Consider the following 14519-nt stretch of genomic DNA (forward strand, 5'->3'; position numbering starts at 1 on the left):
AAGTGTTCCATCGGTCAGGCTACGCGGTGGCCGTCGGGGTGACGAGCCTCGATCGAGGCGAGCGCGTGGCGGAGGCTCAGGTGCAGGTGCACGTGGGTGGCATGGGCGGCGAGGGCGGCGTCGCCGGCGACGATCGCATCGACGATGAGCAGGTGCTCGGATGCCGCGGCGCGGAGCCGCTCGGGATGGTGGCGCGCGAGCCGGCGGACGCGGGCCGAGTGCAGCCGGACGCTGCGGAGCGCCGCACCGAGCATCGGGTTCGCGGCGGCCGACTCGATCTCGTCGTCGAGCGCGTCGACGGCGTCGTAGTAGGCGCGGAGGCCCTCCTCGCCGGCGTCGAGCAGTGCGGGGGCGTCGGCGATCCGCTCGCGGAGCGCGGTGAAGCGCTCGGGCTCGCGCCTGGTGGCTGCGAGGCGGGACGCCTGGCCCTCGAGCGCCTCGCGCAGCTCGTAGAGCGAGCGGATGCTCGCCGCGTCGAGCGCCGAGACCTGCAGCACGCGCGCGGAGGCGGCGGTGGCGAGGCCGTCGGCCTCGAGCCGGGCGAGGGCCTCGCGCACCGGAGTGCGGGAGACGCCGAGCCGGTTCGCCTGCTCGACCTCGGCGAGCGCGGCACCCGGCTCGAGGGCGCCGTCGAGGATCTCCTCGCGCAGTGCGCGGTACGCACGTTCACTCGCTCGCATGCACCCTCCCCGCCTTTATGTATACACTCCAGTTCACCAACACGCAATTGCGCGCCCACGAACGCCTTGATGTATACATTTCACGTTCACCCTCTCTGCAGTTCCCGCGCGCCACCGCGGCTGAGCATCTGCCGTGACCGGCCGCTCCCCTGGTTCGACGTGGGACGATGGAAGGGATGAGCACCAGCGATCTCGACACCATCGGGCAGCGCACGGTCACCGACCTCCGCAGCGACTTCCCCGCCTTCGCCGACGGCGCCGCCTACGGCGCCCGGCCCGACGGCGGCACGCCGGTCGCCTACCTCGACTCGGCCGCGACCGCCCAGCGCCCCGCGCGCGTGCTCGACGCCGAACGCGACTACCTCGAGCAGCACCTCGCCCCCGTGCACCGCGGCGCGAGCGCCGCCGTCGGCGTCTCCACGACCCTCTTCGAGGACGCCCGCGCCACCGTCGCCCGATTCGTCGGTGCGGGCGAACGCGAGATCGTCTGGGCCGAGAACGCCACCGACGCGCTCAACATCGTCGCGCTCGGCATGGCCGACGCCTCGGCCGGACTCGGCGGGCCCGAGGCATCCCGATTCGCCCTCGAGTCGGGCGACGAGATCCTCGTGACCGAGGCCGAGCACCACGCGAACCTCATTCCCTGGCAGCGCCTCGCCGCACGCACGGGTGCGCGGCTGCGCGCCGTGCGCGTCGACGAACGGGGGATCTGGTCGATCGACGCGCTCACCGCCGAGCTCTCGGAGCGCACGCGCGTCGTCGCCATCGCCGAGGTGTCGAACGTGACCGGCCACCTCGCGCCCGTCGCCGAGGTCGTCGCGGCCGTGCGCGAACGCTCGCCCCGCGCGCTCGTCGTGCTCGACGCCTGCCAGTCGGTGCCGCACCTGCCGAGCGACCTCGGCGCGCTCGGCGTCGACTTCGCGGCATTCTCGGGGCACAAGATGCTCGGCCCGAACGGCATCGGCGTGCTCTACGGCCGCGCCGAACTGCTCGACGCGCTGCCCCCGGCCCGCACCGGCGGATCAACGATCACGCGGGTGACGATCGACTCGGCCGAGTTCCTGCCGGCACCGCACCGCTTCGAAGCCGGCACGCAGCCCGTATCGCAGGTCGTCGCCCTCGCCGAGGCGGTGCGCTACCTCGAGTCGATCGGCATGGCCGCCGTCGCCGCCCACGAGCGCTCGCTCGCCGAACGCGTCGCCGTGCAACTCGCGGAGGTGCCGGGCGTGCGTCTCATCGGCCCGCCTCCCGGCTCGCCGCGCGCCGGCCTCGTCTCGGTCGCCGTCGACGGGGTGCATGCGCACGACGTCGGGCAGTTCCTCGACGACGCCGGCGTCATCGTGCGGGTCGGCCACCACTGCGCGCAGCCGCTGCACCGCGCCCTCGGCATCACCGCGACGACCCGGGCGAGCGCGCACGTCTACACGACGGCCGACGAGATGGATCGCTTCGTCGCGACCCTCGGCGAGGTGCGGAGCTTCTTCGGCGTCTCGGGCGCCGACGAGGCCGCGGCGGTGATCGCGTGAGCGGGCTCGAGGGGTTGTACCAGCAGATCATCCTCGACCAGGCGAAGCGACGCAACGGCGACGGCCCGCTCGACGGGGCCGACGCCGAGCACCACGAGTTCAACCCGACCTGCGGCGACGAGATCACCGTGCGGGTGAAGCTCGACGACGACGGCACGCGCCTCGCCGCACTCGCGTGGCAGGGCGACGGCTGCAGCATCTCGATGGCCTCGGCCTCGACCCTCGCCGAGCTCGCGTCGGGTCGGCCGGTCGAGGAGGTGCGGGGCCTCATCGAGGGGTTCCGCACGATGCTGCGCTCGCAGGGCGCCGGCGAACCCGACGAGGAGCTGCTCGGCGACGCGATCGCCTTCCACGGCGTCTCGAAGTACGTCATGCGCGTGAAGTGCGCGATGCTCTCGTGGGTCGCGCTCGAGGCGGCGCTCGCGAAGGCGGCACCCGCCGCCGAGTAGCGGGCGACTCGGGCTAGTCGAAGACCGGGCCGAAGCGCGCCTCGTCGAGCACACGGGCGGCGAGGCCGGGCGGCACGTCGGCGAGCTCGGGCGGGTTCCAGCGGGGCGAGCGGTCCTTGTCGATCACCTGGGCGCGGATGCCCTCGCGGAGATCGTGCTGCTCGATGAACCAGGTCACCGCCCGGAACTCCTGCTCGAGCGCGGCCTCGAGGTTCGGCAGGGTCCGCGCCCGCCGCACCGACTCGAGCGTCACGGCGAGCGCAGTCGGCGAGAGCGCCTCGAGTTCGTCGGCGGCCGCGGCGGCGTACGCCGTCGCCCCCGGGTCGAGGGGATGCGTCGGGAACGCGCTCGACGAGGCATCCTGACGCCCCTCGGCGAAGGCGCGCAGCCGCGAGACGATCTCGGCGACCGTGGGCGCCGAGTAGCAGGCGTCGACCCAGTCGCGCGCGAGCGCGAGCGCCGACGGGCCCGGCGTCTCGTCGAAGAGCATGACGATCTCGGCGGGGGTGCCGGGGTCGGCGCGCTCGGCGAGCGCCTGCAGCACGTGCGGGATGCGCTCGGAGGGCACGAACGCGTCGGCGAAGCCGGCATGCAGGGCGTCGGCCGCGTCCATCGTGCGCGAGTTGAGGGCGAGGTGCACGCCGAGCTCGCCCGGCGCGTTCGCGAGCAGCCACGAGCCGCCGACGTCGGGCGTGAAGCCGATGCGGGTCTCGGGCATCGCGATGCGCGAGCGCTCGGTGACGATGCGCACCGAGGCGTGCCCGGCGAGGCCGATGCCGCCGCCCATCGTGATGCCGTCCATGATCGCGACGACCGGCTTCGGGTAGCGGGCGATCGCCGCATCGAGCCGGTACTCGGCCCGGAAGAACTCGCGGGCCTCGGCGTGGTCGTCGTTCACCGCGTAGCGGTGGAGTTCGCGCACGTCGCCGCCGGCGCAGAAACCCCGTTCGCCGGCGCCGTCGAGCACGACGAGCGCGACCTCCGAGTCGTGCCGCCAGGCCTCGAACACCTCGGCGAGGGCGCGGATCATCTCGTAGGAGAGGGCGTTCAGCGCCTGCGGTCGGTCGAGCGTGACGTGGCCGACCCCGTCGGCGACGCTCGCGGAGATGTGCTCGCTCACGTGAGCCACCGTATCGCCCCGATCGGGAACGGGACTACGATTCCGAGATGGTCCCCCTCGAGAACCTCTGGGCATTCGTGCTCGCCTCGGTCGTGCTCATCGTCATCCCCGGCCCGAGCGTGCTCTTCGTCATCGGCCGCTCGCTCGCGCTCGGCCGCCTCGGCGGCATCCTCAGCGTCGTCGGCAACGCGATCGGCATGGTGCCGCTCGTCATCGCGGTCGCGCTCGGCGTCGGCGCGATCGTCGCGCAGTCGGTCGTGCTGTTCACGATCATCAAGTTCGCCGGTGCCGCGTACCTCGTGTACCTCGGCGTCCAGGCGATCCGGCACCGCAAGGACGCCGCGCGCGCGGCCGACGGCGAGGTTGCCCCTCGCTCGCACTGGCGTCAGCTCGGCGAGGGCTTCGTCGTCGGGGTCACGAACCCGAAGACGATCGCCTTCTTCGTCGCGGTGCTGCCCCAGTTCGTGTCGTTCGAGGCCGGGGCGATCCCCCTGCAGCTCTTCGAGCTCGGCATCGTCTTCATCGTGCTCGCCCTCGTCTGCGACTCGGTGTGGGCACTCGCCGCGAGCGCGGCCCGCAACTGGTTCGCCCGATCGCCGCGACGCATCGAGCACCTCTCGGCCACGGGCGGCGTCATGATGATCGGTCTGGGCGGGGTGCTCGCCCTCAGCGGCAACAAGCACTGAGTCGGGCCTGTCGGGCCTCGCGCCCCCTTCCGTCCTGTCCTCCCCACGAGAGCGCCCGCTCACTCCCGCCCATTCGGGGCTCCTTCATTCGCGGCCGAGCGTCGCATGCGACGTAGCCTGCGGCGATGCATCCTTTCGAGATCCTCGCCGAACCCGTGCGTCGCCGCATCGTCGAGGTGCTCGCCGTCGGCTCGCATCCCGTCGGGCTGCTGAACGACATCATCTCGATGGAGTTCCAGGTGTCGCGCTCGGCGGTGTCGCATCATCTCCGCATCCTGCGCGATCACGGGGTCGTGCGAGTGCTCCCGGCGTACACCGAGCGCCTCTACCTACTCGAGGAGGAGTTCATGCAGGAGCTCGATTCGGCCGTGGCCGAGCTGTTCGATCTCTGGGACCACCGCTACGGGTTCGGCACCGATCGCCCACCGATACCTCCCGCCCGCCCCTCGCGCGCTCCTCGAGCGTCGGGCGCCGCGCCCCCCGCACCGACGCCGGGTGCCGCTCGACGACATCGCGCCGGGCGCAAGGGACGACGCGGCTTCGAACCAGGGAGCTGGCTCGACGACCAGACGTGATGCCGCCGAGCGTCGACCCAGCCCGCTGGGTGTTTCGCGTCTCGGCTATGCCAGTTCCGCCTCAATCTCGGCTGTGCAGCTCCGCCTACATGTCGGCTCTGCCGAGCCGCCTCCGCGCAGCTACGGCAGTGCCACCTGAATTTCGGCATGCGATCACCGTCTCAGCGCAGCCGAACTTCGGCATGCGATCACCGCCTCAGTTCCAACTACGCCAGTTCCGCCTCATCAAATGACAGGCCTCCTTCCCTCACGATGGCGGGACGGCTCAGCCACACGGGCGGCGCCTCCGTGACCTCCGTGACCTCCGCGGCGCCTCCGTGGCTTGTGACCTCCGTGACCTCCGCGGCGCCTCCGTGGCTTGTGACCTCCGTGACCTCCGTGCCCTCCGTGACCTCCGCGGCGCCTCCCTGGCCTCCCTGGCCTCCCTGGCCTCCCTGGCCTCCCTGGCCTCCGTGGCCTCCGTGGCCTCCGTGGCCTCCCTGGCCTCCCTGGCCTCCCTGGCCTCCCTGGCCTCCCTGGCCTCCCTGGCCTCCGTGGCCTCCGTGGCCTCCGCGGCCTCCGCGGCCTCCGTGGCCTCCGTGGCCTCCGGGGACTCCGGGGCCTCCGATGAGGCGGAACTGGCATGGCTCGAATGCGCAATACTCTCCGCGTCGGGCCACCAAGTGCGGGACATGCGCGACATGCGCGACATGCGCGGGCCCACACGGCGTGCGCGGCACGCGGCCTGTGCGAGATACACGGGCATGCGCGGAATGCGCAAGCGGCGCTGGCGTGCGCGACATGCGCACGAGAACGAGAACGAGGCGTCGACTACGCGTCGGCCGGATTCACCGCCGTGCCTGTGAGCACCGCGCGGCCGACGCCGTGGAAGAAGCACTGGATCGCGAGATTCGCGGGCGTCGCCTCGGGGTCGATCGACAGCCGCGGAACGTCGAGCGCGTGCACGACGAACATGTAGCGGTGCACGCCGGTGCCGGGCGGCGGCGCCGAGCCCGCGTAGCGCCGCTCGCCGTCTTCGTTGGGCAGCACGAGTGCGCCCGCCGGCAGCTTCAGGGCACCCGGTTCGCCGGCGTCGGGCTCGAGGCTCGTGACCGTGGCCGGCAAGTTCGCGACGGCCCAGTGCCACCAGCCGGAGCCGGTCGGCGCATCGGGGTCGAAGCACGTCAGCGCGAAGCTCTGCGTGCCGGGCGGGAACCCCGACCACGACAGCTGCGGCGAGCGATCGCCCGCGCCCGGCCCGGCGGCGCAGAGCGGCGGCGGCAGCTCGGCGCCGTCGTCGAAGTCGGCGCTCACGAGCGTGAACCCGGCCATCGGCTTCAACGTCTGGAGGGCGGCGTACGGGTCGTGATCGAACATCGGCGTTCCTCTCGACGGATGCCACCAGCCTAGGCCGGGCGCACACGGCGAGCGCGGAGCATCCACTCGTAGACTCTCGTGGTGCCGATCGCCAAGATCCTCCTCTACTACGCCTTCACCCCGCTCGCCGACCCCGACGCGGTGCGGCTCTGGCAGCGCGACCTCGCCGGATCGCTCGGCCTTCGGGGGCGCATCCTCATCTCGAAGGACGGCCTGAACGGCACCCTCGGCGGCGAGCTCCGCGCCCTCAAGCGCTACGTACGTGCGACGCGCGACTACCCCGCGTTCAAGCACATCGACTTCAAATGGAGCGAGGGCACCGGCCTCGACGAGTCGGGCGCGAGCCTCGACTTCCCGAAGCTCAGCGTCAAGGTGCGCGACGAGATCGTCTCGTTCGGGGCGCCCGAGGAGCTCGCGGTCGACGGCGAGGGCGTCGTCGGCGGCGGCACGAAGCTCACTCCCGAGGCGTTGCACGAGCTCGTCGCCGAGCGCGGCGACGAGGTCGCCTTCTTCGACGGACGCAACGCGCTCGAGGCGGCGATCGGACGGTTCGCCGGCGCCGTCGTGCCCGACGTCGAGACGACGCGCGACTTCGTCGCCGAACTCGACTCCGGGAAGTACGACGACCTCAAGGGGCGCCCGGTGGTGACGTACTGCACCGGCGGCATCCGCTGCGAGGTGCTCTCGAGCCTCATGGTCGGCCGCGGCTTCGGCGAGGTGTACCAGCTCGACGGCGGCATCGTGCGGTACGGCGAGCGCTTCGGCGACGACGGGCTCTGGCAGGGATCGCTCTACGTCTTCGACGGGCGCGGCTCGATCGACTTCTCCGACCACGCCGCCGTCATCGGCGAGTGCGCGCGCTGCGGCGGCGCGACGAATCGCACCGCCAACTGCACGGATACCTCGTGCGACGCCGAGTTCGTGCTGTGCGCGTCGTGCGACTCCGCCGCCTGCCCAGCGCACGCCGCCGCGTGACTCAGCCGCGCCCGCGGCGGGCGTACGCCCGCGCGTTGCGGCTCGAGAGCGCGAGCAGCACGAGGATGTCGAGGGCGAGGGTGACGAGCGTCGTGCGCAGCGTGATCTCGGCGTCGCCGCCGAAGTAGTCGACGGCCGACCAGGTGATGCTGATCGTCGCGAAGAGCATCACCGTGATGCGCGCCCAGTTGCTGCCGCGGTAGACGAGCACGGCGAAGACGAGCTCGACCGCGAGCACGACGCCGCCGCCCGCGAGGATGACGACGAGACCCGTGTCCGACAGGGTCTGCGCGTCGACGTCGCCCTCGAGCACGACGCCGAAGTCGCCCTCGAGCACCTGGCGCCACTGCACGGCGAGCGCGATCAACCAGACCACGCCCGCGACCACCCGCAGCACGACGAGCACGGCACCGAAGGCGGTCGCCGCAGGGCGACGCATCGAGGCCGGCGGCCGGTCGGGCGGTCGGGCGAGATCGCCCGGCGACTCGTAGGCGGGCCGCTTGCCGCTCATGAGGCGCCTCCCGGGCGGGCCTCATCGATCGCCGCGAGGGGGACCTCGCTCACGTCGAGCACGGGCAGCCCGCCGTCGGTGCTGATCGAGTCGCCGCCGCCGTTGCGCGAGTGGTAGCCGGTCGAGAAGTCGTCGAGCACGTCGACGGTCGCCTGCGGGTTCGCGCCGAGCACGGTCGCGACGATGTGATCGCGTTCGACGTCGATGTCGGCGTCGATCTTGTGGGTGATCTGCAGGGTGAAGAGCGAGAAGCCGACGGCCCGATCGAAGGTGCCGGCAGCGAGCCAGCCGACCCGGCGCCCGCCGGGCAGCAGCCAGCCGTCGGGGGTGCGCCAGAATCGCACGTGGTGGCGCTTGGCCGGGTTGCCCTCGACCTCCTGCTGGTAGGCGAAGTCCTGCTGGCGTCCGAAGAGGAAGAGCGGGCTGACCGGCGCTTCGTCGTAGCTCCTCCCGGTGACGGTCGAGGCGACGATGCGCCAGCTGCTCGCGACGGTCACGTCGTCGGCGCGGGTCCAACCGGCCGCGCGCATGGCCGCGTGCAACTGCACCTCGTCGCCGTCGAACGCGAGGTTGACCGGGTCGCCGAGCAGCCCGTCGCTCGTGCGGGCGCGGCCGATGAAGTAGTCGGGCACGTAGATCGTCGTGAGGATCCGATGCAGGCGCGGCAGCACGAGGTAGGCGAGCACGAGCCAGAACGCGACGAAGAACACCAGCCCGAACCAGCCCCAGTCGAAGCTCTGCTCGAGGATCAGCCAGGCCAGCCACACCGCCGCGATGCCCGCGTAGATGAAGAAGAACCCGTCGAGTAGCGCGTTCGCCGAGAACCGGCGCGGCCGACGGCCCGCGGGCGGCGCTTCCGAGGTGTCCCCCATGCCGGAATGCTACCCGGGGCCGATCGAGGAACACTCAGTTGGCCTTCCGCGAGAATTTAAGGTTAGCCTTACCTTGCTTAGGGTTCCCTAAGTCGCCGCGCAGTCGCGGCACGACCACCCTCACGGAAAGCGAGTGTTCCACCATGCCCAGACGCCGTTCGGCGCTGACCGCCACCGCCGGTCTCCTCACGATCGCCGCCCTCGGACTCGCCGGCTGCGCGAGCACCGCCGAGGCCGAACCCGAGGCCTCCGCCGCGAGCGGCACCGTCACGATCGTCGACAACCACGGCGAGGTCGAGGTACCGGTGAACCCCGAGCGGGTCGTCGCACTCGACAACCACGTCTTCGAGACGCTCGCAGCCTGGGACATCCCGCTCGCAGCGGCACCGAAGCAGATCATGGGCACCGACATCTGGCCCGAGTACACCGGCGACGAGGCGGTGCTCGACGTGGGCGCCCACTTCGAGCCGAACCTCGAGTCGATCGTCGCCGCGCAGCCCGAACTCATCATCGGCGGCTACCGCTTCGCCGAGTCGTACGACCAGATCGTGAAGCAGAACCCCGACGCCGCCGTCATCGAGATCGCCCCGCGCGAGGGCGAGGACCCGAACGCCGAGCTCACCCGCGAGATCGAGATCCTCGGCCAGATCTTCGACCGCGAGGACGAGGCGGCCGAGCTCATCGCCGCCTTCGACGACGCGACCGCCGCAGCCGCAGACGCCTACGACGGCACCTCGACCGTCGCGACCCTGCTGACGTCGGGCGGCGAGATCTCGTATATCGCCCCCGTGACCGGCCGCAGCCTCGGCGCGCTCTACCCGACCGCGGGCCTCACCCCCGCGATCGAGCAGGCCGCCGAAGACACCTCGCACGGCGACGACATCAGCGTCGAGGCGATCGCCGCGGCGAACCCCGACTGGATCATCGTGATGGACCGCGAGGGCGCCATGACCGACGCCGAGGGCTACGTGCCCGCGAAGGAACTCATCGAGGGCTCCGAAGCGCTCGCGAAGGTCACCGCGGTGGCGAAGGGGCAGGTCGTCTACGTCGACCCCGCCTTCTACCTCACCGAGGACCTGCAGTCCTACACGGCCCTCTACGAGCAGCTCGCGAAGGCCTTCGCCGACGCCGCGTAGTCCTCACGTGCCGCAGCAGTCCGTGGCATCCGCCACCAGGCCCGAGGCGCGCACCCGACCGGGTGCGCGCCTCGGGCGCGCGCGCCGCGCCGCGCTCCCCCTGGCGATCCTCGCCACGCTCGGCCTCCTCACGCTCTCGCTCTTCGTCGGCGTCTACGACGTCGTCGGCGCCGAGGACGGCGCCGAGATGTTCGCCATCACCCGCGTGCCGCGCACGATCGCCCTGATGCTCGCGGGCTGCGCGATCGCCGTCAGCGGCCTGGTCATGCAGATGCTCACGCAGAACCGCTTCGTCGACGCCACGACCGCGGGCACCACCGAATGGGCCGCGCTCGGCCTGCTGCTCACCGTGCTGCTCGTGCCGGGTGCCGGCCTCGAGGCGCAGATGATCGCCGCGAGCCTCGCCGCCTTCATCGGCACGCTCGCCTTCCTCGCGATCCTCCGCCGCGTCGCGATCCGCACGACCCTCGTGGTGCCGCTCATCGGCATCATGCTCGGTGCGGTCGTGAGCGCGTTCACCACCTACCTCGCGGCCTCGACCAACTCGCTGCAGATGCTCGGCACCTGGTTCATGGGCAGCTTCACGAGCGTCGTGCGCGGACGCTACGAGGTGCTCTGGGCCGTCGCCCTCGTCACGTTCCTGATCTTCCTCGTCGCCGACCGCCTCACCGTCGCGGGCCTCGGCAGAGACGTCGCCACGACCGTCGGCGTGCGCTACGAGGCCGTGCTCGTCGTCGGCACCTCGCTCGTCGCGATCGCGACGGGCGTCACGACCGTCGTCGTCGGGTTCCTGCCCTTCCTCGGGCTCGTCGTGCCGAATATCGTGTCGATGATCCGCGGCGACGATCTTCGCGGCAACCTGCCGTGGGTGTGCGTGGGCGGCGTCGCCCTCGTCACCGTGTGCGACCTCATCGGCCGCACGATCCGCATGCCGTTCGAGATCCCCGTGTCGATGGTGCTCGGCATCGTCGGCAGCGCGGTGTTCATCGCCCTCCTCCTGCGGAGGCCGCGTGGCTGAGGTCATGATCCGGATGCCCCGTGCGGCGGCCCGCACGCAGCATCCGCGCCCGCTCGGGGCGATCATCGCGGGCGCGGCGGCGCTCGTGTTCGTCGTCGGCATCCTCGTGTGGGACAACCCCGTGCCCTACGGGCAGCCGGGCTTCTGGATCATCGTCGAGTCCCGCTCGGTCGCCGTCGCGACCATCGCGCTCGTGGCCGTCTGCCAGGCGTTGGCGACCGTCCTGTTCCACACGGCGACGGGCAACCGCATCCTGACCCCGTCGATCCTCGGCTTCGATGCGCTCTACACGCTCATGCAGACCGCGCTCGTGTTCGTGTTCGGCATGGCCGCGACGCAGGTCGAAGGGCCGGCGAAGATTCTCGTGCAGAGCCTCGCGATGATGCTCTTCGCGACCCTGCTCTACGGCTGGCTGTTCTCGGGGAGGCGCCAGAACCTCCACGTGCTGCTCCTCGTCGGCGTCGTGCTCGGCGTCGGCTTCGGCTCGGTGTCGACGTTCCTGCAGCGCCTGCTCACGCCGAGCGAGTTCGACGTGCTCGCCTCGCGGCTGCACGGCTCGATCGGCAACGCGAACCCCGAGGTGCTGCCGTGGGCCGAGCTCGTCGTCGCGGCGATCGCGGTCGTCGTGTGGCGCCGGCGGCGGGTGCTCGACGTGCTCGCGCTGGGGCGCGACACCGCGGTGAACCTCGGCGTCGCGTACCGCCGCGAGGTCGTCGGCCTCCTCGTCGTCGTCGCCGCGCTCATCGCGATCTCGACCACGATGATCGGGCCGATGACCTTCTTCGGCTTCCTCGTGGCGACGCTGACCTACCAGTTCGTGCGCTCCGACCGCCACGGCGTGGTGCTGCCCCTCGCCGTGCTCATCGGGCTCGCCTCGCTCACGGGTGCCTACTTCGTGCTGCAGCACGTGTTCTACACCGCCGGGCTCGTGACGGTCGTCATCGAGTTCGTCGGCGGACTCGCCTTCCTCATCGTCATCCTGCGAAAGGGGCTCAGATGAGCACCACCCCCGTGATCACCCTCGACGGCGTCGCCAAGGGCTACGGCAGCACGCGCGCCCTCGGGCCGGTCGACCTCGAGATCGCCCGCGGCGGCGTCACCGCGCTCGTCGGACCGAACGGCGCGGGCAAGTCGACGATGCTCACGATCATCGGCCGGCTGCTCGGCGCCGACGCGGGCGCCGTGCGGGTCGGCGGCCTCGACGTCGCGACGGCGAAGCCGCGCGAGCTCGCGAAGGTCGTGTCGATCCTCAAGCAGGAGAACCACTTCGTCGCCCGCCTCACCGTGCGCCAGCTCGTCGCGTTCGGCCGCTTCCCCCACTCGCAGGGGCGGCTCGCGGCATCCGATCACGAGGCGATCGACGAGGCGATCGCCTTCCTCGATCTCGCGCACCTCGAGCACCGCTTCCTCGACGAGCTCTCGGGCGGGCAGCGCCAGCGCGCCTTCGTCGCGATGGTGCTCGCGCAGGACACCGAGGTCGTGCTGCTCGACGAGCCGCTCGCGAACCTCGACATGCGGCACGCCGCACGCATGATGCAGCAGTTGCGCGACGCGGCCGACGTGCTCGGCAAGACGATCGTGCTCGTCGTGCACGACGTGAACTTCGCCTCGGTCTACGCCGACCGCATCATCGCCCTCGCCGACGGCGGGATCGTCGCCTCGGGCGCGCCCGACGAGATCATGCGCGGCGAGGTGCTGTCGCGTGTGTTCGACACCCCGGTCGACGTCGTCGAACACGCGGGGCAGCGCCTCGCGGTGTACTACCGGCCCGAGCCGGTACCCGACCCGACCCGATCCGACCCGACCAGATCCGACCCGACCAGAAGTGAGACCCGATGACCGCCTTCACCCTCGCCCGCCGCTCGAACGAGCTCGTCTTCCGCCCCGCACGGCTCGCCTCGCGCCGCTTCCTCACCGCCGACTACGTGCGCGTGCGGCTCGAGGGCGAGGCGCTCATCGGCTTCGACTCGCCCGGCGCCGACGACCACATCCGCGTGTTCTTCCCCTCCGCAGGCACCGACGGCGCCGCGCTCTCCGTCGACGAGCTGCGCGCGGCACCGAGCCGCGAGTACACGCCGCTCGCCTGGGATGCCTCGGCGGGCACTCTCGATCTCGAGTTCCTCGTGCACGGCGACGAGGGCATCGCCGGGCGCTGGGCGGCGGACGCCGCGATCGGCGCCTCCGTGGGGGTCGGCGGCCCGCGCGGGTCGCTCGTCATCGAGGGCGAACCCGAGGGGTGGCGGCTCGCGGGCGACGAGACGGCCCTGCCGGCGATGCGCCGTCTGGCCGGGCGGATGCCTCGCGACGCGCGCGGGCTCGTCGTGATCGAGGCGAACGGGGCGGCAGCGGACTACGGGCTCGAGGCACCCGAGGGCGTGCGGGTCGAATGGCTCGCTCGGGGCGCGGGCTCGCCCTCGGCGGCGCTCATCGCGCGGCTCGACGCACTCACCGCCGACGATCGCCCCGAGGGCGACGTCTTCGCGTTCGTCGCCGCCGAGCAGGCCGTCGTGAAGCCCTGCCGGGCACTCCTCGAGCGCTGGGGGCTCGGCGCCGAGCGCGCGATCGTCAAGGGGTACTGGCGTCGCGGCGACGCCGAGTACCACGCGCCGCACTGACCCGGTTCCTCGCGGGGCCGAGTCGGCCCGGCGGCAGCACGATGGCCCGGAAGCGCTCGAGGAAATCGGACCTGACCCCCGCTTCGGCGGTCGGATCGCCGACCGGCCGCTCCCGCGGCCGTATCGTGAGGTCATGACCATCGCCGAGAACGCCGCCGAACTCCGCCGCCTGCACACCGCCCCCGAGCTCCTCCAGGTGGTGAACGTGTGGGACGTCGTGAGCGCCCGCACCGTCGCCGCACTGCCCGAGACCCGCGCCCTCGCAACGGCCGGCCACTCGATCGCCGCGTCGTTCGGCTACCCCGACGGCGAGATCCCGGTCGACCTCATGCTCGACATGGCGGGTCGCATCGCGCGTGCGGTCGAGGTGCCCGTGAGCGCCGACCTCGACGACGGCTACGGCGACGCCGGCGAGACCGTGCGTCGTGCGATCGGCGAGGGCATCGTCGGGGCGAACATCGAAGACCGTCTGAAGCCGCTCGCCGAATCGGTCGCGGTCGTCGACGCGGCCGTCGCGGCGGCCGGTGCCGAGGGCGTGCCGTTCGCACTCAACGCCCGCACCGACGCGTGGCTGCGCGGCCACGCCCGCCCGCGCGAGGTGTGGCTCGCCGACACGATCGAGCGCGGTCGCGCGTTCCTCGACGCGGGTGCGACGAGCGTGTTCGTGCCGGGCGTGTTCGGCGAGGCCGAGATCGAAGAACTCGTCGCCGGCATCGGCGAGCAGAAGCTCGCCCTCATCGGGCTGCCGGGCGTGCCGGCGCCCGCTCGGCTCGAAGCCCTCGGGGTGGCCCGCCTCTCGTACGGCCCGACGACCCAGCGCATCGCGCTCGGCGCCCTGCAGGACCTGGCGGCCGACCTCTACGCGGGCGGCGTGCTGCCCGACGGCATCCGCCCGCTGAACTGATGGCCCGCGGATTCCCCGCGCTGATCTGCGAATCCCCCACGAGACGGATGCCCCGCGGCCCCCGATCTCGCTAGGGTGAGCTTGTTCGCGGCCTCG

General features: G+C 71.9%; 16 protein-coding genes. 11 read left to right on the plus strand and 5 right to left on the minus strand.

What is annotated here, in order from left to right; genetic code table 11:
• Positions 1-14: 14 nt before the first annotated feature.
• Positions 15-680 carry a GntR family transcriptional regulator gene (locus GQQ93_RS17300; protein WP_157425476.1) on the minus strand — a complete coding sequence of 222 codons (666 nt, stop codon included), beginning with the start codon at positions 678-680 and terminating at the stop codon, positions 15-17.
• A 176-nt stretch (positions 681-856) separates the two neighbouring features.
• On the opposite strand from GQQ93_RS17300, the gene GQQ93_RS17305 reads away from it, so the two are divergent.
• Complete coding sequence (locus GQQ93_RS17305) at positions 857-2206, plus strand: aminotransferase class V-fold PLP-dependent enzyme (protein WP_157425477.1); 1350 nt, start codon at positions 857-859, stop codon at positions 2204-2206.
• Positions 2203-2655 (plus strand): Fe-S cluster assembly sulfur transfer protein SufU, encoded by a 453-nt coding sequence (gene sufU, locus GQQ93_RS17310; RefSeq protein ID WP_157425478.1) that lies wholly within the window; start codon positions 2203-2205, stop codon positions 2653-2655. Before GQQ93_RS17305 ends, sufU begins: the two co-directional genes overlap by 4 nt.
• Positions 2656-2668: 13 nt before the next feature.
• Here the strand turns inward: sufU and GQQ93_RS17315 are convergent, their stop codons facing one another.
• Positions 2669-3775, minus strand: a complete 1107-nt coding sequence (locus GQQ93_RS17315; protein ID WP_157425479.1) for an enoyl-CoA hydratase/isomerase family protein — start codon at positions 3773-3775, stop codon at positions 2669-2671.
• Between the two features lie 47 nt (positions 3776-3822).
• On the opposite strand from GQQ93_RS17315, the gene GQQ93_RS17320 reads away from it, so the two are divergent.
• Both GQQ93_RS17320 and GQQ93_RS17325 read left to right on the plus strand, forming a co-directional pair.
• Positions 3823-4461, plus strand: a complete 639-nt coding sequence (locus GQQ93_RS17320; RefSeq protein ID WP_157425480.1) for a LysE family translocator — start codon at positions 3823-3825, stop codon at positions 4459-4461.
• A 125-nt stretch (positions 4462-4586) separates the two neighbouring features.
• Complete coding sequence (locus tag GQQ93_RS17325; RefSeq protein WP_157425481.1) at positions 4587-5036, plus strand: ArsR/SmtB family transcription factor; 450 nt, start codon at positions 4587-4589, stop codon at positions 5034-5036.
• Between the two features lie 810 nt (positions 5037-5846).
• On the opposite strand, the gene GQQ93_RS17335 is transcribed toward GQQ93_RS17325, so the two are convergent.
• The gene (locus GQQ93_RS17335) at positions 5847-6392 is read right to left on the minus strand and encodes a YbhB/YbcL family Raf kinase inhibitor-like protein (protein WP_157425482.1); all 546 of its coding nucleotides are present in this window, start codon (positions 6390-6392) and stop codon (positions 5847-5849) included.
• An 81-nt stretch (positions 6393-6473) separates the two neighbouring features.
• Between GQQ93_RS17335 and trhO the strand changes: the two genes are divergently transcribed.
• On the plus strand, positions 6474-7367 hold the full coding sequence (trhO, locus tag GQQ93_RS17340) for an oxygen-dependent tRNA uridine(34) hydroxylase TrhO (protein WP_157425483.1): 894 nt from the start codon (positions 6474-6476) through the stop codon (positions 7365-7367).
• Between the two features lies 1 nt (position 7368).
• Here trhO and GQQ93_RS17345 read toward each other — a convergent pair whose 3' ends face one another.
• Entirely contained in the window at positions 7369-7878 is a 510-nt protein-coding gene (locus tag GQQ93_RS17345) for a hypothetical protein (protein ID WP_157425484.1), read from the minus strand.
• Entirely contained in the window at positions 7875-8750 is an 876-nt protein-coding gene (locus GQQ93_RS17350; RefSeq protein ID WP_157425485.1) for an LssY C-terminal domain-containing protein, read from the minus strand. Before GQQ93_RS17350 ends, GQQ93_RS17345 begins: the two co-directional genes overlap by 4 nt.
• Positions 8751-8893: 143 nt before the next feature.
• Here GQQ93_RS17350 and GQQ93_RS17355 point away from each other — a divergent pair, with 143 nt between their 5' ends.
• The 6 genes from GQQ93_RS17355 to GQQ93_RS17380 all read left to right on the plus strand — a co-directional run bounded on the left by GQQ93_RS17355 (position 8894) and on the right by GQQ93_RS17380 (position 14423).
• On the plus strand, positions 8894-9886 hold the full coding sequence (locus GQQ93_RS17355) for a siderophore ABC transporter substrate-binding protein (RefSeq protein ID WP_157425486.1): 993 nt from the start codon (positions 8894-8896) through the stop codon (positions 9884-9886).
• Positions 9887-9893: 7 nt separating this feature from the next.
• The gene (locus GQQ93_RS17360; RefSeq protein WP_376863881.1) at positions 9894-10904 is read left to right on the plus strand and encodes an ABC transporter permease; all 1011 of its coding nucleotides are present in this window, start codon (positions 9894-9896) and stop codon (positions 10902-10904) included.
• Positions 10897-11904 (plus strand): iron chelate uptake ABC transporter family permease subunit, encoded by a 1008-nt coding sequence (locus GQQ93_RS17365; RefSeq protein WP_246192393.1) that lies wholly within the window; start codon positions 10897-10899, stop codon positions 11902-11904. Before GQQ93_RS17360 ends, GQQ93_RS17365 begins: the two co-directional genes overlap by 8 nt.
• Before the next feature lie 11 nt (positions 11905-11915).
• Complete coding sequence (locus GQQ93_RS17370) at positions 11916-12743, plus strand: iron ABC transporter ATP-binding protein (protein WP_157425556.1); 828 nt, start codon at positions 11916-11918, stop codon at positions 12741-12743.
• Complete coding sequence (locus GQQ93_RS17375) at positions 12740-13519, plus strand: siderophore-interacting protein (RefSeq protein ID WP_157425487.1); 780 nt, start codon at positions 12740-12742, stop codon at positions 13517-13519. The genes GQQ93_RS17370 and GQQ93_RS17375 overlap by 4 nt, the downstream gene beginning before the upstream one ends.
• A 133-nt stretch (positions 13520-13652) precedes the next feature.
• Positions 13653-14423, plus strand: coding sequence for an isocitrate lyase/PEP mutase family protein (locus GQQ93_RS17380; RefSeq protein WP_157425488.1), 771 nt, complete (start codon positions 13653-13655; stop codon positions 14421-14423).
• Positions 14424-14519 lie beyond the last annotated feature (96 nt).

The sequence above is a fragment of the Agromyces lapidis genome (assembly GCF_009749405.1).
Lineage (GTDB): Bacteria > Actinomycetota > Actinomycetes > Actinomycetales > Microbacteriaceae > Agromyces > Agromyces lapidis.

Bases quoted from the DNA above. Each gene is read 5' to 3' on its own strand.
- GQQ93_RS17345 (WP_157425484.1), bottom strand. From the start codon at position 7,878: ATGAGCGGCAAGCGGCCCGCCTACGAGTCGCCGGGCGATCTCGCCCGA.
- GQQ93_RS17305 (WP_157425477.1), top strand. From the start codon at position 857: ATGAGCACCAGCGATCTCGACACCATCGGGCAGCGCACGGTCACCGAC.
- GQQ93_RS17380 (WP_157425488.1), top strand. From the start codon at position 13,653: ATGACCATCGCCGAGAACGCCGCCGAACTCCGCCGCCTGCACACCGCC.
- GQQ93_RS17375 (WP_157425487.1), top strand. From the start codon at position 12,740: ATGACCGCCTTCACCCTCGCCCGCCGCTCGAACGAGCTCGTCTTCCGC.
- GQQ93_RS17335 (WP_157425482.1), bottom strand. From the start codon at position 6,392: ATGTTCGATCACGACCCGTACGCCGCCCTCCAGACGTTGAAGCCGATG.
- GQQ93_RS17350 (WP_157425485.1), bottom strand. From the start codon at position 8,750: ATGGGGGACACCTCGGAAGCGCCGCCCGCGGGCCGTCGGCCGCGCCGG.
- GQQ93_RS17325 (WP_157425481.1), top strand. From the start codon at position 4,587: ATGCATCCTTTCGAGATCCTCGCCGAACCCGTGCGTCGCCGCATCGTC.
- GQQ93_RS17320 (WP_157425480.1), top strand. From the start codon at position 3,823: ATGGTCCCCCTCGAGAACCTCTGGGCATTCGTGCTCGCCTCGGTCGTG.
- GQQ93_RS17300 (WP_157425476.1), bottom strand. From the start codon at position 680: ATGCGAGCGAGTGAACGTGCGTACCGCGCACTGCGCGAGGAGATCCTC.
- GQQ93_RS17355 (WP_157425486.1), top strand. From the start codon at position 8,894: ATGCCCAGACGCCGTTCGGCGCTGACCGCCACCGCCGGTCTCCTCACG.